This window comes from Bradyrhizobium sp. (genome assembly GCF_047605465.1).
Classification (GTDB): domain Bacteria; phylum Pseudomonadota; class Alphaproteobacteria; order Rhizobiales; family Xanthobacteraceae; genus Bradyrhizobium.
The window spans coordinates 1-18,909 of record NZ_JASGFS010000066.1 but is presented as its reverse complement, the minus strand read 5'-3'; the positions used below and the strand labels follow the sequence as shown (position 1 = coordinate 18,909).

Here is an 18,909-nt window from a genome sequence, read left to right as displayed (position 1 = left end):
TGCATCGTTCCGTACATCTACGTGGCCGAAACGGCCGAAACCAGGCCAAGTCCACGGGAAAGTGACGCTATTCGCCGCCCGACAGCAGCGAGCCGTTCTTTCTGGCGCTGCGCAAAAGGGCAAGGAATGCCCAAAAAGATGCAACCAGAAGACCGGCATTGATGGCCAGCGCATGCAGCATCAGGTCGGTGCGGAAGGTGTTTTCGATCAGCAGCGCCCGCATCCCCTCGAACACATAGGTCGGCGGGAGCGCCCAGGCGACGTATTGCAGCCAGACCGGGAGCACGCTGACGGGATAATAGATGCAGGCCAGCGGCATGATCGCGAACATCAGGCTCCAGACGATGGTCTCGGCTCCCAGCCCGTTCCGCAGCACGAGGCCCGAGACGAAGATGCCGACCGCCCAGCTCGTGAAGATCAGGTTGCAGAAGAACACGATCAGCGGCAGGCCGAGATCGTAGATGTTGAAGTGAAACAGGAACAGCGCGAGCAGCGTCATCGGGATGATGCCGATCGCGAGCCGGATCAGGCTCATGACCATCAGCGCCAGCAGAAACTCGATCGGCTTCAGCGGGCTCATCATGAGGTTGCCGAGATTGCGCGCCCACATCTCCTCCAGGAAGGAGATCGAGAAGCCGAGCTGTCCGCGGAACAGGATGTCCCAGAGGATGACGGCGCCGATCAGCGTGCCGCCGGCACGCGCGAAGAAGCTCGCATTCTGCGCGATATAAAGCTGAATGAAGCCCCAGGTGACGACCTGGAGCGCCGGCCAGTACAACAGCTCGAGCAGCCGCGGCCAGGACGACATCAGCAGATACCAGTAGCGCAGGATCATCGCGCCGATGCGCTGCGCGGACAGGCCGCGATGGAGGGACATTTCGCTCATGACGTCGCCTCCCGCGCGCCGTTGACGCGGCCGCGCGCGACATCCAGGAAGACCTCCTCCAGCGTGGAGCGGTTGTAGCGGGCCATGATGGCCTCGGGCGTGTCGTCATCCTCGATCCGGCCGCGCTTCATGATGATGACGCGGTCGCAGAGCCGTTCGACCTCGAGCATGTTGTGCGAGGCGAGCAGGATGGTGGCGCCGTTGTCGCGGCGATAGCGCTCGAGATGCGCCCGCACCCAGTCGGCCGTATCGGGATCGAGCGAGGCGGTCGGCTCGTCGAGCAGCAGCAATTCGGGCTGGTTGATCAGCGCCTTCGCGAGCGCGACGCGGGTCTTCTGCCCGGCCGAGAGCTTGCCGGTGGCGCGGTCGATGAAATCGTTGAGGTCGAGATCCTCGGCCAGCCTGGCAATGCGCTCGGGGAGGCCCTTCACCGCGTAGAGCTTGCCGAATACGGTGAGGTTCTGCCGCACCGTGAGCCGCATCGGCATGTCGACATAGGGGCTCTCGAAATTCATCCGCCCCAGCACCGCGGCGCTCTCTTCCGGCATCGGATGGCCGAGCACCCGCACGCGCCCCGACGTCGGCAGCACCAGGCCCATGATCATCGCGATGGTCGTGGTCTTGCCGGCGCCGTTGCCGCCCAGAAGCCCGGTGATGCTGCCGCGTGGAAGCGAAAAGGAGATATCGTCGACGGCGCGGGTCTGCTTGTAGAGCTTGACGAGGTGATCGACCGCAATCGCCGCGGAAGAAGCGCGATCCGCGACAGTCGGCCGACTTGAACCCTTGTCATTCTCGGTCATGCTGGGCCGTTCTTCTGCTATTGCAGCCATGAGCGCAAGACTTGATGTATGAGGCTTGCAACCCCGCGATCCTGTAAGCTGCAGGTTCGTGATCGAGAAAGCACCGCCACATTGGCCGATATGACCGAAATTGCCGATTCCGACTTTCGCCACCCGCAGCGGCATATCCGCCTGGACACGATCCTGCGGCTGCGCTGGCTCGCGGTGCTCGGCCAGCTCGCCGCGATCTTCATCGTGGCGCAGGGGCTGGAGTTCAACGTCGAGATCGTCCCATGCGTCAGCATCATCGCCCTGTCGGCGATCCTCAACCTGGCGCTTCAGACCGCGGTCAATCCGATGCAGCGGCTGGAGCCGATGCAGGCGGCGGGACTGCTCGCGCTCAACATCGTGGAACTGGCCGGGCTGCTGTTCTTCACGGGCGGACTGCAGAACCCGTTCTCGTTCCTGTTTCTCGCCCCCGTGCTGATCTCGGCGACCGCGCTGCCGGCGCGCTCCACCTTCGGCCTCGGCCTGCTCGCCGTCGCCTGTGCCTCGGTCCTGTTCTTCTTCCACTTTCCGCTGCCGTGGGATTCCGACGATCCGCTGGTGCTGCCGCCGATCTATCTCGTCGGCGTATGGCTCTCGATCGTGCTGGCGATCGGCGTCACCAGCCTCTACTCGTTCCAGGTGACGGAGGAGGCGCGCAAGCTCGCGGACGCGCTGGCCGCCACCGAACTGGTGCTGACCCGCGAGCAGCACCTGACCCAGATCGACGGCCTCGCGGCTGCCGCCGCGCACGAGCTCGGCACGCCGCTCGCGACCATCTTCCTGATCTCGCGCGAGCTGGAAAAGACGGTGAAGGACCCGAGCTTCGCCGCCGACCTGAAGACCCTGCGCGAGCAGACGCAGCGCTGCCGCGACATCCTCAGCAAGATCACCCAGCTCTCCTCCACCGGCGCGCCGTTCGATCGCATGAAGCTCTCGGAGCTGATCGAGGAGGTGGTGGCGCCGCACCGCGATTTCGGCGTCGACATCAAGGTGCGGATCGCGGTCGCCGCCGTGGCCGAGCCGGTCGGCTCCCGCAACCCGGCGATCCTCTACGGCGTCGGCAACATCGTCGAGAATGCGGTCGATTTCGCCCGCACCACGGTCGAGGTTAACGCGTGGTGGAACAAGGACACGATCGAACTCGTGATCTCCGACGACGGCCCCGGAATTCCCCCTGATATCCTCAACCGGATCGGCGAGCCCTATCTGTCGCGGCGGCGCTCCCAGGAGAGCAGCGGCGAGCAGCGCGGCCTCGGCCTCGGCGTGTTCATCGCGCGCACGCTGCTCGAGCGCACCGGCGCCAAGGTTTCGTTTACCAACCGGACCTTTCCGGAACACGGCGCCGTGGTGAACATTGCGTGGCCCAGACAGCGATTTGAGGCTATCGAGACGCTCGAAGAAACAATAGGATAGACCGCGACCTTGCGTCGCACAGGACGCCCGATCGACTATTGGCGGCCTTGGCACGGGCCGATTGCGACGCCATATGTAGAAGCGCTGGAGAGAGGACAAAACCTTGAACGCCATCGCCGAACTGAACGAACAGACCGACCGCTCGCTGCTCATCGTCGAGGACGACAAGCCGTTTCTGGAGCGGCTGTCGCGCGCCATGGAGACGCGCGGCTTCACGGTGACCTCGTGCGATACCGTCTCGGATGGACTGGCTCAGATCAGCAGGGGCGCGCCCGCTTTCGCCGTGGTCGATCTGCGGCTTGGCGACGGCAACGGCCTCGACGTGGTTTCGGCGCTGAAGAAGAAGCGCCCCGATGCACGCGCCATCGTACTGACCGGCTACGGCAACATCGCCACCGCCGTCACCGCGGTGAAGATGGGTGCGATCGATTATCTCTCGAAGCCGGCCGATGCCGACGACGTCGTCGCCGCGCTGCTCTCGACCAGCTCCGAGAAGTCCGAGCTGCCGACCAATCCGATGTCGGCGGACCGCGTGCGCTGGGAACACATCCAGCGCATCTACGAGATGTGCAACCGCAACGTCTCGGAGACCGCGCGCCGGCTCAACATGCACCGCCGGACCTTGCAGCGCATCCTGGCCAAGCGCGCGCCGCGATAATGGTCTCGTAGGGTGGGCAAAGGCGCAAAGCGCCGTGCCCCCCATTTCCATCTTCGATCATCGTCGACTTGAACGGCGGGCACGCTGCGTTCCGCCCATCCTGCAGCTACGGTGTCTGCATCGCCTATCATCCGCAGTGACCGCATACGGCTGATCGGCCCTGGATGCGCTTCGCTGCATCCGGCCACGACGAGTGCCGACGTCGCTATTCCCAGAAATCCGCGTGACCCTGCGGGTCGACCAGGCGGTTGATCCGCAAGGCGGCCGCCATCGCGAAGCGCACCGTCATCTGCTTGCGCGTCGCCGCCGGCAGCTTGTGCTCGGGCGCCTCGCACTGCAGATGCGCGCCATAGGCGTCCGCGACGATCAGGCCGGTATCCTGCGGAAAGATCTCGCAAGGCAGGTCCTGCGTGAAGGCGAAGAACAGCCGGTCGCAATGGGCGCGGTACTCGGGCCATTTCTGGTCGGCGCGCAGATCCTCGAGCGACGATTTGATCTCGACGATCCAGATCTCGCCGCGCTCGTTCAAGGCCACCAGATCGGCGCGACGGCCCGACGGCAGCGGCAACTCGCTGATGCATGTGAAACCGAGCGAGCGCAGCAGCCGCGCGGTGCCGCGCGCGATCGCCAGCGCCGTCTCCGACTGGCGGCGATCCGGCGGCGGCACGAGGGCGATGTTCCGGGCGGTGCTGTCCATGAGGCGAGCTTAGCCGATTCCATCGCACCCGTCATTCCGCGGCGCGCCTGACGCGTCCCGGGCCACTCTCCCGTGCGGGCCAAACGCGCGGAACCTCGCCTGTGCTGCGCACTTATCACGCAGCCGCCGCCGGGGCGGATCATCGAGGCTGCTCGCGCATGATCGACGATCTCTGGTACAAGAACGGCGTGATCTACTGCCTCTCCGTCGGCACCTATATGGACGCCAACGGTGATGGCGTCGGCGATTTCAAGGGACTGCTGCGCCGGCTCGACTATCTGCACGGTCTCGGCATCACCACGATCTGGCTGATGCCGTTCCAGACCTCGCCGGGACGCGACGACGGCTACGACATCGCCGACTATTACAGCGTCGATTCCCGCTACGGCACGCTCGGCGATTTCGTCGAATTCACCCATGGCTGCAAGCAGCGCGGCATCCGCGTCATCATCGATCTCGTCGTCAACCACACCTCGGACCAGCATCACTGGTTCAAGGAAGCGCGGCGCGACAGGAACTCGCCCTATCGCGACTGGTACGTGTGGTCCGACAAGAAGCCTTCCGGCGCCAACAAGGGCATGGTGTTTCCCGGCGTGCAGAAATCGACCTGGACGCGCGACAAGGAAGCAGGCGCCTGGTACTTCCACCGCTTCTACGATTTCCAGCCCGATCTCAACACGTCGAACCCGCACGTGCAGGCCGAGATCCTGAAGATCATGGGATTCTGGATCCAGCTCGGCGTCTCCGGCTTCCGCATGGACGCCGTGCCGTTCGTGATCGCGACCAAGGGCGCGAAGGTGAAGAAGCCGGTCGAGCAGTACGACATGCTGCGCGCGTTCCGCGAATTCCTGCAATGGCGGCAGGGCGACGCCATCATCCTCGCCGAAGCCAATGTGCTGCCGGAAACCGACATGGAGTATTTCGGCCGCGACGCCGACCGCATGCACATGATGTTCAACTTCCACGTCAACCAGCACCTGTTCTATGCGCTCGCCTCCGGCGACTCGCGGCCGCTGGCGAAGGCGCTGAAGGCGACCAAGCCGCGGCCCGCGTCGGCACAATGGGGCCTATTCCTGCGCAATCACGACGAGCTCGATCTCGGCCGCCTGACCAAGGCGCAGCGCGACACGGTGTTCAAGGCGTTCGGTCCCGACAAGGACATGCAGCTCTACGACCGCGGCATCCGCCGCCGGCTCGCCCCGATGCTCGGCGGCGACCGCAGGCGGCTCGAACTGGCCTACAGCCTCATGTGCACGCTACCGGGGACGCCCGTGATCCGCTACGGCGACGAGATCGCGATGGGCGACGACCTCTCGCTGCCGGAGCGGAATTGCGCGCGGACGCCGATGCAATGGTCGACCGAGCCGCATGGCGGCTTCACCAAGAGCGACAGGCCGGCGAGCCGCGTCATCGACCAAGGGCCTTACGGGTTCGAGCACGTCAATGTCGCCAGGCAGCGGCGCGATCCGAATTCGCTGCTGAACTGGACCGAGCGCGTCATCCGCATGCGCAAGGAGGTGCCTGAGATCGGCTGGGGCGATTTCGCGATCATTCCGACCCGCGATCCGGCCGTCTTCATCATGCGCTACGACTGGCGGAACAATTCCGTGCTGTTCGTGCACAATCTCGACGAAAAGCCGCGCGAGACCACGTTCACCACGGGGCTGCCCGGCGAGGCCGGCACGCACCTGATCAACCTGCTCGCGGAAGACCACAGTCGCGCCGGCAAGCGCGGCCAGCACCGCATTCTGCTGGAGCCCTATGGCTATCGCTGGTACCGCGTCGGCGGATTGGACTATCTGCTCAAGCGCAGCGACATCGATCGCAATACGATGCGGGGCCCGAAGCATCCGGGCTAGCGGCCGCGCCCCCCGTGTAGCGCCACACACCGTCGCCGCCGCGAGCGCAAGGGCTTGCGGCCCCAGGGAAAGGCGATGGCTGACGCCGGTATCATGTCACGCGAGCGGCGGATCCTTCTTTAAATCACCCGCATTCGATCTGATATAGAGGCGAGACACGCCAGGACTGACACGAGGAACGATTTGCCCAACGCCAACAGCCAGACCCGCCCGCCCGTCGCCCCGCGCCGGGAGCACGCCTTCACCCGGCACGGCATCACCGTGAGCGACGACTATGCGTGGCTGAAGGACGCGAAATGGCAGGAGGTGTTGCGGGACCCGTCCGTGCTCGATCCCGACATCCGCAAATATCTCGACGAGGAAAATGCCTATACCGAGAGCCTGCTCGGGCATACCGCTCCGCTGCAGAAGACGCTGGTCCGCGAAATGCGCGGCCGCATCAAGGAGGACGATTCCAGCGTGCCGTCTCCCGACGGACCGTTCTCCTATTTCCGCAAATTCCGCGAGGGCGGGCAGCATGAACTGTTCGGCCGCATGCCGCGTGACGGCGGCGAGAGCCATGTCGTGCTCGATGGCGATGCGCTCGCGAAGGACCACACCTATTTCAAGTTCGGCGGCAGCCGGCATTCGCACGATCACAAGCTGCAGGCCTGGAGCGCCGACACCAAGGGCTCCGAATATTTCTCCATCCGCGTCCGCGACTGGGCGACGGGCCAGGATCTCGACGACGTCGTCGAGGAGACCGACGGCGGCATCGTCTGGAGCAAGGACTGCAAGAGCTTCTTCTATGTGAAGCTCGACGACAACCACCGTCCCATGCAGGTGTGGCTGCACCGGCTGGGCACCAAGCAGGCCGACGATGCGCTGGTCTACGAGGAGCAGGATTCCGGCTGGTTCACCCACCTGCACGAGAGCACCAGCGGCCGCTTCTGCGTGATCGCGGGCGGCGACCACGAGACCAGCGAGCAGCGGCTGATCGACCTCGCGCATCCCGAGGCGCCGCCGCGCCTGGTCGCGGCGCGACAGGAAGGCGTGCAATATTCGCTCGCCGACCGCGGCGACGAGCTCTTCATCCTCACCAACGCGGACGACGCGATCGACTTCAAGATCGTGACCGCGCCGCTCAAGGCGCCCGAGCGCGCGAACTGGCGCGATCTGATCCCCTATCGCCCGGGCATCTACATCATCGATCTCGACCTCTATGCCGGGCACCTGGTGCGGCTGGAACGTGCCAACGCGCTGCCGGCCATCGTGATCCGCGACCTCGCGACCGGGGAAGAGCACGCCATCGCCTTCGACGAGGCGGCCTATTCGCTCGACACCATGGGCTCATACGAGTTCGAGACGACGAACCTGCGCTTCTCCTATTCGTCGATGACGACGCCATCGGAGGTCTACGACTACGACATGGCGACGCGTACGCGCGTGCTTCGCAAGCGCCAGGAGATTCCATCAGGACATAACGCCGCCGATTACGTCACCACGCGCATCATGGCGAAGACCCATGACGGCGCCGAGGTGCCGGTGTCGATCCTCCACCGCCGCGGGCTGAAGCTGGACGGCTCGGCGCCGCTGCTGCTCTACGGCTACGGCTCCTACGGCATGGCGATGCCGGCCTCCTTCAGCGCCAATCGCCTGTCGCTGGTCGACCGCGGCTTCGTCTACGCCATCGCCCATATCCGCGGCGGCGCCGACAAGGGCTGGGGCTGGTATCTCGACGGCAAGCGCGAGAAGAAGACCAACTCGTTCGACGACTTCGCGGCCAGCGCCCGCGCGCTGATCGACGCCAGATACACCAGCGCGAAACGCATCGTCGGCCATGGCGGCTCGGCGGGCGGCATGCTGATGGGCGCGGTGGCGAACCGCGCCGGCGAATTGTTCGCCGGCATCGTCGCGGAGGTGCCGTTCGTCGACGTGCTCAACACCATGCTCGACGACACGCTGCCGCTGACGCCGCCGGAATGGCCTGAATGGGGCAACCCGATCGAGAGCGAGAAGGACTTCCGCACCATCCTGTCCTATTCCCCCTACGACAACGTCGCGGCGAAGGCGTATCCGGCGATCCTCGCCATGGGCGGACTGACCGATCCCCGCGTCACCTATTGGGAGCCCGCCAAATGGATCGCGCGCCTGCGCGCCACCATGAGCGGCGGCGGCCCGGTCCTGCTCCGCACCAACATGGGCGCCGGCCACGGCGGTGCATCGGGACGCTTCGACCGGCTCGACGAAGTCGCGATCGTCTATGCGTTCGCGCTGTGGGCGATAGGGATGGCGGAGGCGTAAGCTTCGTCGTCGTGCCCGCGGACGCCCGGACGGCACTAAAAGTTTTTGCGCCAGAATGAGTCTAATTACCGCCCATTCTTCTTTCGCCACGCCGCGAAATCCGTCAGCGTCTGCGGGTCGGTCGCCGGGTAGAGACCGAAGATGCCGCGGCCCTTGCCGACTTCCTCGGTGACGAAATCCTCGAACGCGGTCATCTCGAAGGTCTCGTTCGCGATCTCGTCGGCGAGATGCGCGGGGATGACGATGACGCCGTCGGCATCCCCGAGGATCACGTCGCCCGGAAACACCGGGGCGTCGCCGCAACCGATCGGGACGTTGATCTCGATCGCCTGGTGCAGGGTCAGATTGGTCGGCGCCGAGGGACGGTGGTGGAAGGCGGGAAAGCCGAGTCTGGCGATCTCGGCCGAATCGCGAAAGCCGCCGTCGGTGACGACGCCGGCGACACCGCGCTTCATCAATCGCGTCACCAGGATCGCGCCTGCGGATGCGGCGCGTGCGTCCTTGCGGCTGTCCATCACCAGCACGGCGCCGGGCGGGCAGTCCTCGACCGCCTTGCGCTGCGGATGCGAGCGGTCCTTGAAGACGTCGATGGTGTTGAGATCCTCGCGCGCCGGCATGTAACGCAAGGTGAAGGCTTCGCCGACCATGGTCGGCTGGTCAGGGCCGAGCGGATGCACGTCCTGAATCATCTGGATGCGCAGACCGCGCTTGAACAGCGCGGTGGCGACCGTGGCCGTGGAGACGGATTTGAGCTTGTCGCGGGTCGCGTCGCTGAGCTTTGTCATTGCGTATCCCCTTGTCATTCCGGGGCGCGCAGAGCGCGAACCCGGAATCTCGAGGTTCCGGGTTCGATGCTCCGCATCCCCCCGGAACGACGAAGTACGTTAGTAGATCGACGGCTCGCCGATCGGCGCGCCGAAATCGGTCTCCAGGAAATCGAAGTCGCAGCCGTCATTGGCCTGCTTGATGTGCTTCGAGAACATCCAGCCATAGCCACGCTCGAAGCGACGCTCGGGCTGCTTCCAGGCGGCGCGGCGCCGTTCGAGTTCGGCGTCGGGCACGTCAAGATTGATGGTGCGCGCGGCAACGTCCAGCGTGATGCGGTCGCCGTTCCGCACCAGTGCCAACGGACCGCCGACATAGGATTCGGGCGCGACGTGCAGGATGCAGGCACCATAGCTGGTGCCGCTCATGCGCGCATCCGAGATCCGCACCATGTCGCGCACGCCCTGCTTCACGAGCTTGGTCGGGATCGGCAGCATACCCCACTCCGGCATGCCTGGTCCGCCCTGCGGGCCCGCATTGCGCAGGATCAGGATATGGTCGGCGGTGACGTCGAGATCGGGATCGTCGACCGCTTTCTTCATCGAGGGATAGTCGTCGAACACCAGCGCCGGCCCCGTATGCCTGAGAAAGCGCGGCTCGCAGGCGGACGGCTTGATGACGCAGCCGTCGGGCGCGAGATTGCCCTTCAGCACGGCGAGCGCGCCCTCCTTGTAGATGGGATTGTCCACCGGGCGGATCACGTCGTCATTGTGCACTTCGGCATGGGCGATGTTCTCGGCCAGAGTCCGCCCCGTGACGGTGATGCAGTCGAGATGCAGATGCGGCTTGATCTGGCCCATCAGCGCCGGCAGCCCACCGGCATAGAAGAAGTCCTCCATCAGATAGGCATCGCCGCTCGGCCGGACGTTGGCGATCACCGGCACCTTCCGGCTCGCGACCTCGAAATCGTCGAGGCCGATATCCTGGCCGGCACGGCGGGCCTGCGCGATCAGATGGATGATCGCATTGGTCGAGCACCCCATCGCCATCGCGACCGCAATGGCGTTCTCGAAGGCCTTGCGCGTCTGGATCGTCTTCGGCGTCAGATCCTCCCACACCATCTCCACGATGCGGCGGCCGCATTCGGAGGCCATGCGGACATGGTTGGCATCCGCGGCCGGGATCGAGGAAGCGCCCGGCAACGTCATGCCGATCGCTTCGGCGATCGCCGTCATGGTCGAGGCCGTCCCCATGGTCATGCAGGTGCCGTAGCTGCGGGCGATGCCGGCTTCGATGTCGACCCAGTCGCGATCGGAGATCTTTCCGGCGCGCCGCTCGTCCCAGTATTTCCACCCGTCGGAACCGGAGCCGAGCGTCTTGCCTTTCCAATTGCCGCGCAACATCGGTCCCGCCGGCAGATAGATCGCCGGGATGTTCATCGATGTGGCGCCGAGCAGCAGCGCCGGCGTGGTCTTGTCGCAACCGCCCATCAGCACCACACCGTCGACCGGATGGCTGCGCAGCAGTTCCTCGGCGTCCATCGCCAGCAGATTGCGATAGAGCATGGTGGTCGGCTTCAGCAGCGATTCCGACAGCGACAGCGCCGGCAGTTCCAGCGGCAGGCCGCCAGCCATCAGGATACCGCGCTTCACATCGTCGACACGCGACTTGAAATGCATGTGACAGGGCTGCGCATCCGACCAGGTGTTGAGGATCGCGATGATCGGCCGGTCCTTCCACTCCTCAGGCGCGTAGCCCATCTGCATGGCGCGGGAGCGATGGCCGAACGAGCGGAGATCATCGGGGGCGAACCAGCGGGCGCTGCGGAACTGGTCGGGTGTTTTTCTTGTCCTGGTCATGATCCTCGTCCGTCGGGGTGACCTCCTGCTCTTCTCACAGGCAGTCCATCTCTCGCAAGGCAGTGAATCGCAGCGAGCGCCTGCCATGCGGGCAGACGCGCGCATCAAGTTGCATCGCAACATCGCTTGGCCTGAGGAAAAATTGCGAAGTGCTTGCAGCCGACCCTGAATCCGCGCAACAATTTCACATTTGATGCTTTTATTCATGGCCGTTCAGGCTTCGCCCCGCGGCCCGGAGGAATTTCAGACGTGGCCAACATCCTGATTTTGGATGACGATCCGGCCGTTCAGATCGCGACCCGCCTGACTCCCGAGAGCGCCGGTCACGCGACCACCGCGGGACGCGGTGCCGGTCGAGGCCGGGCGGACCGAACGTTTCCCGACGTCGTCATGCCCTGCATGGACGTGGAAGCGATGCGCCGCATCGGCCGACCCGACGTCAGTTCCGGCCGGGGGTGACAGAATCGTCCATGTTGCAGCGTATCAAGACGTTCGAAGACGATTCCCGACGCGGCGCGAGGGCCAGCATGACTCTCGCAACCCGATTGGCCATTGCCATGATCCTGCTGGTTGCAGCGGCGGTCGCGGCGGTCGGCTGGTTGAGTCACTACAGCCTGGAGCAGGCGTTCCTGCCCCGCGTGCTCGACCGCATCGAAAGCAACTCCCAGCTCCTGGCCTCGCAGCTCGAGGCCTATACGAACGGTGCGCGCATCGACATCGCGACGTTCCGCTCCAATGCCGCGGCACGCGGAATGATCGAGGCCCATTTCAACAACGGTGTCGATCCGGCCAACAACCTCTCCGAAAGGACCTGGCGTGACCTGCTGTTGACGCGCCTCGCGGCCGACGTCCGCGCCAACCCGGCTTACGCGAAGTTCCGTGTCATCGGCGTCGACGGCGTCGAATATCTGCGCGTCGACCGGACCGGCCCGGACGGCGCCGTGCGCGTCGTTCCCGACGACGCCCTGCAGAACAAGGACGATCGCTTCTTCTTCCAGCAGGCCATCAAGCTTCCCGAGGATCAGGTCTACGTCTCCCCGGTCGACCTCAACGTCGACGACGGCGTGATCCAGACACCGCATGTTCCGACATTGCGCGTGGCGGAGCCGCTGTTCAGCTCCAATCACCAGCTGTTCGGCATCGTCATCATCAATGTCGACATGCGCAAGGTGTTCGACCGCATTCGCGTCTCGATACGCCCCGGCGAATCCGTCTATGTCGTCGGTCGCGACGGCGACTACCTCGTGCATCCGGACCGCAGTCGCGAATTCGGCGCGCAACTGGGCCAGCCGACGCACTGGCAGAACGATTTTCCGTATTTCGCGGCATTGGCCGGCTCGTCTCAGGGCGCGACCAGGATCGTGACCGGGGCCGACGGAAAACCGAACGGGGCCGCGCTGTCGCCGGCGATCCTGGCCCAGGACCAGTGGGTCGGCATCATCCGCGTCGTGCCCAATGCCGTCTTCATGGCGCCGGCCGCCACGATCGAGAAGACCACGATCACGATCGGCATCATCGCGGTGCTGGTCGCCGCCGTGCTCGCGGTGCTGCTGGCGCAGTCGCTGACACGCCCGATCGGACGGCTGACCACGGCCGTCGAGGCGATCGGGCGCGGCGGTTCAGCCGATATCCCGGTCGATGCGTCGGGCGAGACCGGCACGCTGGCGCGTGCTTTCGCCCGCATGGTCGAGGAGACCAAGGCGAAGACGTCGGCGCTGGAGCATGAGGTCGAGGAGCGGCGGCGCACCGAAGCGGCCCGCGACCACTATGCCGCGCGCGAGCGGCTGTTCAGCGCCGCGGTCGAATCCTCCGACGATTCCATCGTGATGCAAACGCTCGACGGCACCATCACCGGCTGGAACCCGGCCGCCGAGCGCCTCTACGGATATTCGACCGAGGAGGCCGTGGGCCGGCCGTCCTCGATCATCATGCCCGCCGGACGCGACAACGAGCCCCGGGACTATCTGGAGCGGATCGCGCGCGGCGAGCGGATCGAGCATTTCGAGACCGTTCGCGTGCGCAAGGATGGCAGCCCGGTCGAGATCCTGGTGAGCCTGTCGCCGATCAGGGGAGCCTCGGGCGAGATCGTCGGCGCCAGCGGGTCCGCGCGCAGCCTCACCGAGGCGCGGCGGGCCGAGCGGGCGCTGCAACAGCAGCAGGAGGAACGGCGGCAGATCTTCGACGCGTCGCAGGATCTGATCATGATCATGAATTCGCGCGGTCATGTGGTGCAGATCAGCCCGAGCACCGAGGCCATTCTTGGCTACCGACCGGAAGAGATGATCGGCCACAGCGGCGTCGACTACATCCATCCCGACCATCTCGAGCAATCCCGCAGCGAGATGCGCGCGCTCCGCCGCGGCGAGCGCCCCAAGCTCGCCGACACCCGCTGCTTCCACAAGGACGGGCACGAGGTCTGGCTGTCATGGCTCGGCAACTGGTCGGAGCCGACGAAGCGCTTCTTCTTCGTCGGGCGCGACATGACCGAGGCGCGGCTCGCGCAGGAATCGCTGCGCGAGAGCGAACGCCTTGCCCGCAACATCGTCGAGAGCTCGCTCGACGCCTTCGTCCAGGCCGACGAGACCGGCAGCATCCTGAACTGGAATTCGCAGGCCGAGCAGCTGTTCGGCTGGCGCCGCGACGAGGTGCTCGGCAAGGACACGATCGACCTGATCGTCGCGCACGGCGAACGCGAGCGGATCAGGGCCGCGCTGCAGCGCTTCCTGGAATCCGGACAGAGCAGGCCACTCAACCGCCGTCCGGAACTGATGGTCCGCCGCCGCGACGGCAGCGAATTCAAGGCCGAGCTGAGCCTCACCGCGCTGCGGCGGCGCGAGGGTCTCCTGTTCAACATCTTCTGCCGCGACCTCACCGACAAGATCGCGGCCGAGGAGCGCATCCGCCAGGCCGAAAAAATGGAGGCGGTCGGCCAGCTCACCGGCGGCGTGGCGCATGACTTCAACAACATCCTCACCGTCATCACCGGCACGATCGAGATCCTGGCGGACGCGGTGGCGAAGGAGCCGCAGCTTGCGGCCATCACCCGCATGATCGACGAGGCGGCCGCGCGCGGCGCCGAGCTCACACAGCACCTGCTCGCCTTCGCGCGCAAGCAGCCGCTGCAGCCGCGCGAGATCGACATCAACGCGTTGATCGTCGACACCGCGAAGCTGCTGCGGCCGACGCTGGGCGAGCAGATCCAGATCGAATCCGTGTTCGAGGACGAGAGCTGCGTCGCGACCGTCGATCCGAACCAGCTCACCACCGCGATCCTCAATCTCGCGCTCAATGCCCGCGACGCCATGCCCGGCGGCGGCAAGCTGATCCTGGAGACGGGCGCGGCCTATCTCGACGAGATCTACGCCAGCGTGAACGACGTCCGGCCGGGGCACTATGTGCTGATCGCCGTGAGCGACACCGGCGCCGGCATTCCCGCTCACATGCTGGCCAGGGTGTTCGACCCGTTCTTCACGTCGAAGGGACCCGGCAAGGGCACGGGACTGGGACTGTCCATGGTCTACGGCTTCGTCAAGCAGTCGGCGGGCCACATCAAGATCTACAGCGAGGAGGGCCATGGCACCACGATCAAGATGTATCTGCCGCCCGGAAAGACGGCGACCGTGATCGGCGAGGGCGTGACGGCGGCGACGATCGAGGGCGGTCACGAGACCATCCTCGTGGTCGAGGACGACAAGCTGGTGCGCGACTACGTGCTGACGCAGCTGCATGCGATGGGCTACGTCACCCTGCAGGCCGCGAACGCCGCGGAGGCGCTCGCGATCGTCGAAACGGGAGCGGCGTTCGATCTTCTGTTCACGGACGTGATCATGCCGGGCCAGATGAACGGGCGGCAGCTCGCCGACGAGGTGCTGAAGACGCGTCCCGGGCTCAAGGTGGTGTTCACGTCCGGCTATACCGAGAATGCGATCATCCATCACGGACGGCTGGACCAGGGCGTGCTGCTGCTGGCGAAGCCCTATCGCAAATCCGATCTCGCGCGGATCATCCGCAAGGCGCTGACCGGTTGATGCGCGGCCGCTGTGCCGGTCCGGGCTCCGGGACGGTTAGAGGCCTGATCGGAGAGATGAGCCGAACCCTGCAACGCGTCATGGCAAGACGCGCTGCATCCGGGGCACGAGAGTGAAGCGGCCCTACGACGCGCGCTGGGCCGCAGTCATCACGATGCGGATCAGGTCGGCGGCATTCCGCGCGCCGAGCTTCTTCATGATGTTGGCGCGGTGGTCCTCGATGGTGCGCGGGCTGATCCCGAGCGTCCGGCCGGCTTCCTTGTTGGAGGCGCCGGAGGCGAACTGCTCGAGCACCTCGCGCTCACGCCGCGTCAACGGCTCGCGTCCGGGGAAATGCAGCGTGCTGAATTTCGGCGACGCGCTTTCGGCCTGCCTGCGCGCATAGGCGCCGATGGCCTCGTCCAGCCGGCCGACGATCTCGCTGCCGCGGAACGGCTTCTCGATGAAGTCGAGCGCGCCGTTCTTGATCGCGCTCACGGCCATCGCGATGTCGCCCTGACCGGAGATCATGAAGATCGGCGCGGGATAATCCTCGCCGTGCAATTCCTTCAGAAGGTCGAGGCCCGACTTTCCGGGAATGTGCACGTCGAGCAGGATCGCAGCCGGCGTACGGCTTCGCGCAACCGACAGCAACGCTGCCCCATCCGCGAAACAGATCACCTCATAGCCCGACGCCTTCAACACCATCGACAAGGTGTCGCGAACGGCAGGGTCGTCGTCGACCACGAAGATTTCGCCACGCGTGCTTTGTTCGGCCATGTGCCACATCCATTCGGCATCGGAAGGCTCGCGTCCACGCCAACCGTCTTGGCGTTCGGCGCGGATTCGGCCCACCCGTATTTGTACGGGACATGGACTTAACGCACAAGTAGCGGCGGAGTGCCTAATTGCAGAGCACGGAGAATATCCATGCTAAATTTCGCTGGCACGCCGACCCTCGATGCGATCCCCGAAACCGACAGCCGTCGGTTGATCGCCGCTGACCTTCGCTCTCTGATCGCGCAGATCGAGAGCAGCATGCGCCTGATCGACGCAGCCATGGCGCAGGATCACAACCGCGATGAGGCGGGTTCCACGGACATCTTCGTGCTCGACGATGTCACGCCCCGTTATGCCACGGCGAGCGCCGCCCTGAATGCCTGCCGGGCCGGCCTCGACCACGCGCTGAAATCGCTGTAGGCCGCCGGCCGTCCGGTGCAGTTCACGGCCGCTGCGGCAGACCTGCCGCACCCGATCGCATGGCCGCCCCCGCGCTTCAGGCGCGGTGGCGCGCGACGATCGCGTCCGACGCCACGCCGCCCCAGGTGTGGATCGACGGCAGGCCCATCGCGGTCTTGCCGAGATTGGCGAGGCTGATGCGCAGGGCCGCGAGGTCGAGCGGCTTCGGCAGGCTCTGGAGCTCGATCCCCACGGAGCGCGCGAAGCCGCGGGCGGCGCTGCGGCGCTTGCCGTCCATGCCGCTGATGACGATCACCGCCCCGGCGAATTTGGCCTCTGCCATCTCGCGCAGCACATCGATGCCGTCACCGTCCTCCAGAACGAGATCGAGCGTCACGCAGTCGAAACGCGCGGCGCGAAGCTTTTCGACCGCCTCTGCGACGGACGAGGCGATGGTGACCTCGTGGCCGGCCTGCTTTGCCGCAACCGTGATCAGGCTGCGCTGCGTGGCGTCGTCGTCGACCACCAGGAGTTGGAGCGGGCGCCGCTCGGCGGCCTCGGGAAGACGTGACGGGAGCGGGGAGAGAGACGTTCTTGGCATTGCCGTACCCTGAGATTGAGACCGACGACTGATACATGGCGCGCGCTTAGGCCGCGTAAAAACGGCGCCGTGAATTCTGTCGGATGTTTTCGACAAATGTGAAGCAACGCGCGCGAGGAGAGAGCGCGCGCCGTCGGCGACGATCAGGCTGCCGCGTCGTGACCGCTGGCCGCGCCGCGCTTCTTGCGGTTCTTGCCGCGCAGGAACTGGATGTCCATCTCGGCGCCGTTGACACGCACCAGTTCGCAGCGGCGATAGGCGAGCCCGGTGGACGACAGCAGCAGAAAGAACTCCTTCAGGTTCAGCCCCTGGATGGAGCCGTCCACGGTGAGGATGGCATCGGTGTCGGAGATCGCGTTGAGCTTGCAGTCGCGGCGCCAGGTGCCGTCGATCGCCATGATGCAGACATCATAGCCGCGACTGAACGTCACGCGCTCCGCGCCCTTGCCGTCCTCGGCCATGCTCATAATCCCGCGACCGCCATGCGCGGCGGCACGCCGGAGAGAGGCGGCCTGGCTGCCGACGCACGCGCATCGTTCGGCCTGTAGAGGCCGCGACGATCCGGGATCGGCTTGAACGTATCGGTCAGCCCGACCACGGTCTCGGCAGCGCCGAGCACCAGGAAGCCGTCGGACTCCACCTGCCGCGCGAGGCGGTTGAAGATGTTGATCTTGGTGTCCTGGTCGAAATAGATCAGCACGTTGCGGCAGAAGATGACGTCGAACGTGCCGAGCTGGGCGAAGTCGTGCAGCAGATTGAGCTGCCGGTGCTGGATCATCGCCCGCAGCTCGGGATTGATCTGCCAGGTCTCGCCGGTCTGCTTGAAATATTTGACGAGGAACTGGATCGGCAGGCCGCGCTGCACCTCGAACTGGCTGTAGACGCCGGCCTTCGCCTTCTCCAGGACCTCCTGCGAGAGGTCGGTCGCGATGATCTCGATGCGCCAGCCGGTGAGTGCCGCGCCCATCTCCCTCAGGCTCATCGCCAGCGAATACGGCTCCTGCCCGGTCGAACCCGCAGCGCACCAGATGCGCACGCTGCGGCGGCTGGCGCGCGCCTTGATCACCTCGGGCATGATGGTGTCGCGGAAATGATCGAACGGGACCTTGTCACGGAAGAAGAAGGTCTCGTTGGTGGTCATGGCTTCGACCACGCTGGTGGTCAGCGCGCTCGATCCGGCCTGCAGCTTCTGCACGAGTTCGCCGATGCCGGACAGCCCGGCCTTGCGCGCGAGCGGCAGCAGGCGGCTTTCGATCAGATATTGCTTGTCTGCGGACAGGTCGAGACCGGAATGGTCCCTCAGGAATTTGCGCAGATACTCATACTCGGTCGGGGTCACGGTTAGCCTCTCGCAAGCTTCTACTGGAACAGTCCGGTCGGAACACTTGACCGGACACACTCAGACCAAGGCTTGTCCGACCGGGAGCAAGCCGACTTCGGCGAATTTGTCGGCGATGATGTCCTTGTCGAAGGGCTTCATGATGTACTCGTTGGCGCCGCCGCTGAGCGCCTGAGCAATGTGGGCCACGTTGTTCTCGGTGGTGCAGAACACGATCTTGGGCTGGTCACCGCCGGGCAGGCGGCGCATGTGGCCCATGAACTCGAAGCCGTCCATGACCGGCATGTTCCAGTCGAGCAGCACCGCGTCGGGCAGCTGATGCCGGCATATGTCGAGCGCCTTCGAGCCGTCCTCGGCTTCGATCACCGCGAATTCCAGGCCTTCCAGGATGCGGCGCGCGATCTTGCGCACCACGCTGGAATCATCGACCACCAAACACGTCTTCATTTCGGTTCTCCGGCTTCGATGTTTCGGGGTTCACGCCGCCATCATCTCGGGTGCGAGTTCGAGGACGCGATCGACGTCGAGGACGACCA

At 65.3% G+C, this 18,909-nt stretch carries 17 protein-coding genes; 7 read left to right on the top strand and 10 right to left on the bottom strand.

All coding sequences use genetic code 11. From position 1 onward, the window contains the following. Nucleotides 1-67 precede the first annotated feature (67 nt). Together QM712_RS30755 and QM712_RS30750 are read right to left on the bottom strand one after the other, a co-directional pair. Nucleotides 68-886 carry an ABC transporter permease gene (locus QM712_RS30755; protein ID WP_415026908.1) on the bottom strand — a complete coding sequence of 273 codons (819 nt, stop codon included), beginning with the start codon at nt 884-886 and terminating at the stop codon, nt 68-70. Beyond that, a complete protein-coding gene (locus QM712_RS30750) occupies nt 883-1,686 on the bottom strand; it encodes an ABC transporter ATP-binding protein (RefSeq protein ID WP_415026907.1) in 804 nt (267 codons plus the stop codon). Before QM712_RS30750 ends, QM712_RS30755 begins: the two co-directional genes overlap by 4 nt. Nucleotides 1,687-1,806: 120 nt before the next feature. Here QM712_RS30750 and QM712_RS30745 point away from each other — a divergent pair, with 120 nt between their 5' ends. Both QM712_RS30745 and QM712_RS30740 read left to right on the top strand, forming a co-directional pair. Continuing rightward, a complete protein-coding gene (locus QM712_RS30745; RefSeq protein ID WP_415026906.1) occupies nt 1,807-3,126 on the top strand; it encodes an ActS/PrrB/RegB family redox-sensitive histidine kinase in 1,320 nt (439 codons plus the stop codon). Between the two features lie 103 nt (nt 3,127-3,229). After that, the gene (locus QM712_RS30740) at nt 3,230-3,784 is read left to right on the top strand and encodes an ActR/PrrA/RegA family redox response regulator transcription factor (RefSeq protein WP_415026905.1); all 555 of its coding nucleotides are present in this window, start codon (nt 3,230-3,232) and stop codon (nt 3,782-3,784) included. Between the two features lie 205 nt (nt 3,785-3,989). On the opposite strand, the gene QM712_RS30735 is transcribed toward QM712_RS30740, so the two are convergent. Then, nucleotides 3,990-4,481, bottom strand: a complete 492-nt coding sequence (locus tag QM712_RS30735) for an MmcB family DNA repair protein (RefSeq protein ID WP_415026904.1) — start codon at nt 4,479-4,481, stop codon at nt 3,990-3,992. Between the two features lie 158 nt (nt 4,482-4,639). On the opposite strand from QM712_RS30735, the gene QM712_RS30730 reads away from it, so the two are divergent. Continuing rightward, nucleotides 4,640-6,340 (top strand): alpha-amylase family protein, encoded by a 1,701-nt coding sequence (locus QM712_RS30730; protein WP_415026903.1) that lies wholly within the window; start codon nt 4,640-4,642, stop codon nt 6,338-6,340. 183 nt (nt 6,341-6,523) lie between these two features. Beyond that, nucleotides 6,524-8,623, top strand: a complete 2,100-nt coding sequence (locus QM712_RS30725) for a S9 family peptidase (RefSeq protein WP_415026902.1) — start codon at nt 6,524-6,526, stop codon at nt 8,621-8,623. Between the two features lie 65 nt (nt 8,624-8,688). Here the strand turns inward: QM712_RS30725 and QM712_RS30720 are convergent, their stop codons facing one another. Both QM712_RS30720 and araD read right to left on the bottom strand, forming a co-directional pair. Beyond that, on the bottom strand, nt 8,689-9,408 hold the full coding sequence (locus QM712_RS30720) for a ribonuclease activity regulator RraA (RefSeq protein ID WP_415026901.1): 720 nt from the start codon (nt 9,406-9,408) through the stop codon (nt 8,689-8,691). Nucleotides 9,409-9,507: 99 nt separating this feature from the next. After that, nucleotides 9,508-11,247 carry an L-arabinonate dehydratase gene (gene araD, locus QM712_RS30715; protein ID WP_415026900.1) on the bottom strand — a complete coding sequence of 580 codons (1,740 nt, stop codon included), beginning with the start codon at nt 11,245-11,247 and terminating at the stop codon, nt 9,508-9,510. A gap of 249 nt (nt 11,248-11,496) precedes the next feature. Here araD and QM712_RS30710 point away from each other — a divergent pair, with 249 nt between their 5' ends. Beyond that, nucleotides 11,497-11,706: a hypothetical protein gene (locus QM712_RS30710; RefSeq protein WP_415026899.1), complete on the top strand. Its 210-nt coding sequence runs from the start codon at nt 11,497-11,499 to the stop codon at nt 11,704-11,706. A gap of 68 nt (nt 11,707-11,774) precedes the next feature. After that, nucleotides 11,775-15,275, top strand: coding sequence for a PAS domain S-box protein (locus tag QM712_RS30705; protein ID WP_415026898.1), 3,501 nt, complete (start codon nt 11,775-11,777; stop codon nt 15,273-15,275). 123 nt (nt 15,276-15,398) lie between these two features. Here QM712_RS30705 and QM712_RS30700 read toward each other — a convergent pair whose 3' ends face one another. Continuing rightward, complete coding sequence (locus tag QM712_RS30700) at nt 15,399-16,034, bottom strand: response regulator transcription factor (protein WP_415026897.1); 636 nt, start codon at nt 16,032-16,034, stop codon at nt 15,399-15,401. A 150-nt stretch (nt 16,035-16,184) separates the two neighbouring features. On the opposite strand from QM712_RS30700, the gene QM712_RS30695 reads away from it, so the two are divergent. Next, the gene (locus tag QM712_RS30695) at nt 16,185-16,454 is read left to right on the top strand and encodes a hypothetical protein (RefSeq protein WP_415026896.1); all 270 of its coding nucleotides are present in this window, start codon (nt 16,185-16,187) and stop codon (nt 16,452-16,454) included. A gap of 76 nt (nt 16,455-16,530) precedes the next feature. Here QM712_RS30695 and QM712_RS30690 read toward each other — a convergent pair whose 3' ends face one another. The 4 genes from QM712_RS30690 to QM712_RS30675 form a co-directional block, all read right to left on the bottom strand. Further along, the gene (locus tag QM712_RS30690; RefSeq protein ID WP_415026895.1) at nt 16,531-17,034 is read right to left on the bottom strand and encodes a response regulator; all 504 of its coding nucleotides are present in this window, start codon (nt 17,032-17,034) and stop codon (nt 16,531-16,533) included. 143 nt (nt 17,035-17,177) lie between these two features. Further along, a complete protein-coding gene (locus tag QM712_RS30685) occupies nt 17,178-17,495 on the bottom strand; it encodes a PilZ domain-containing protein (RefSeq protein ID WP_415026894.1) in 318 nt (105 codons plus the stop codon). 2 nt (nt 17,496-17,497) lie between these two features. After that, entirely contained in the window at nt 17,498-18,373 is an 876-nt protein-coding gene (locus tag QM712_RS30680) for a CheR family methyltransferase (RefSeq protein WP_415026893.1), read from the bottom strand. Nucleotides 18,374-18,433: 60 nt separating this feature from the next. After that, complete coding sequence (locus QM712_RS30675; RefSeq protein WP_415026892.1) at nt 18,434-18,820, bottom strand: response regulator; 387 nt, start codon at nt 18,818-18,820, stop codon at nt 18,434-18,436. Nucleotides 18,821-18,909 lie beyond the last annotated feature (89 nt).

Excerpts from the sequence above, each read along its gene's own strand:
- QM712_RS30735 (WP_415026904.1), bottom strand. The coding sequence starts at position 4,481 with ATGGACAGCACCGCCCGGAACATCGCCCTCGTGCCGCCGCCGGATCGC.
- QM712_RS30690 (WP_415026895.1), bottom strand. The coding sequence starts at position 17,034 with ATGCCAAGAACGTCTCTCTCCCCGCTCCCGTCACGTCTTCCCGAGGCC.
- araD (WP_415026900.1), bottom strand. The coding sequence starts at position 11,247 with ATGACCAGGACAAGAAAAACACCCGACCAGTTCCGCAGCGCCCGCTGG.
- QM712_RS30675 (WP_415026892.1), bottom strand. The coding sequence starts at position 18,820 with ATGAAGACGTGTTTGGTGGTCGATGATTCCAGCGTGGTGCGCAAGATC.
- QM712_RS30755 (WP_415026908.1), bottom strand. The coding sequence starts at position 886 with ATGAGCGAAATGTCCCTCCATCGCGGCCTGTCCGCGCAGCGCATCGGC.
- QM712_RS30695 (WP_415026896.1), top strand. The coding sequence starts at position 16,185 with ATGCTAAATTTCGCTGGCACGCCGACCCTCGATGCGATCCCCGAAACC.
- QM712_RS30685 (WP_415026894.1), bottom strand. The coding sequence starts at position 17,495 with ATGGCCGAGGACGGCAAGGGCGCGGAGCGCGTGACGTTCAGTCGCGGC.
- QM712_RS30720 (WP_415026901.1), bottom strand. The coding sequence starts at position 9,408 with ATGACAAAGCTCAGCGACGCGACCCGCGACAAGCTCAAATCCGTCTCC.
- QM712_RS30705 (WP_415026898.1), top strand. The coding sequence starts at position 11,775 with ATGACTCTCGCAACCCGATTGGCCATTGCCATGATCCTGCTGGTTGCA.
- QM712_RS30730 (WP_415026903.1), top strand. The coding sequence starts at position 4,640 with ATGATCGACGATCTCTGGTACAAGAACGGCGTGATCTACTGCCTCTCC.
- QM712_RS30745 (WP_415026906.1), top strand. The coding sequence starts at position 1,807 with ATGACCGAAATTGCCGATTCCGACTTTCGCCACCCGCAGCGGCATATC.
- QM712_RS30750 (WP_415026907.1), bottom strand. The coding sequence starts at position 1,686 with ATGACCGAGAATGACAAGGGTTCAAGTCGGCCGACTGTCGCGGATCGC.
- QM712_RS30700 (WP_415026897.1), bottom strand. The coding sequence starts at position 16,034 with ATGGCCGAACAAAGCACGCGTGGCGAAATCTTCGTGGTCGACGACGAC.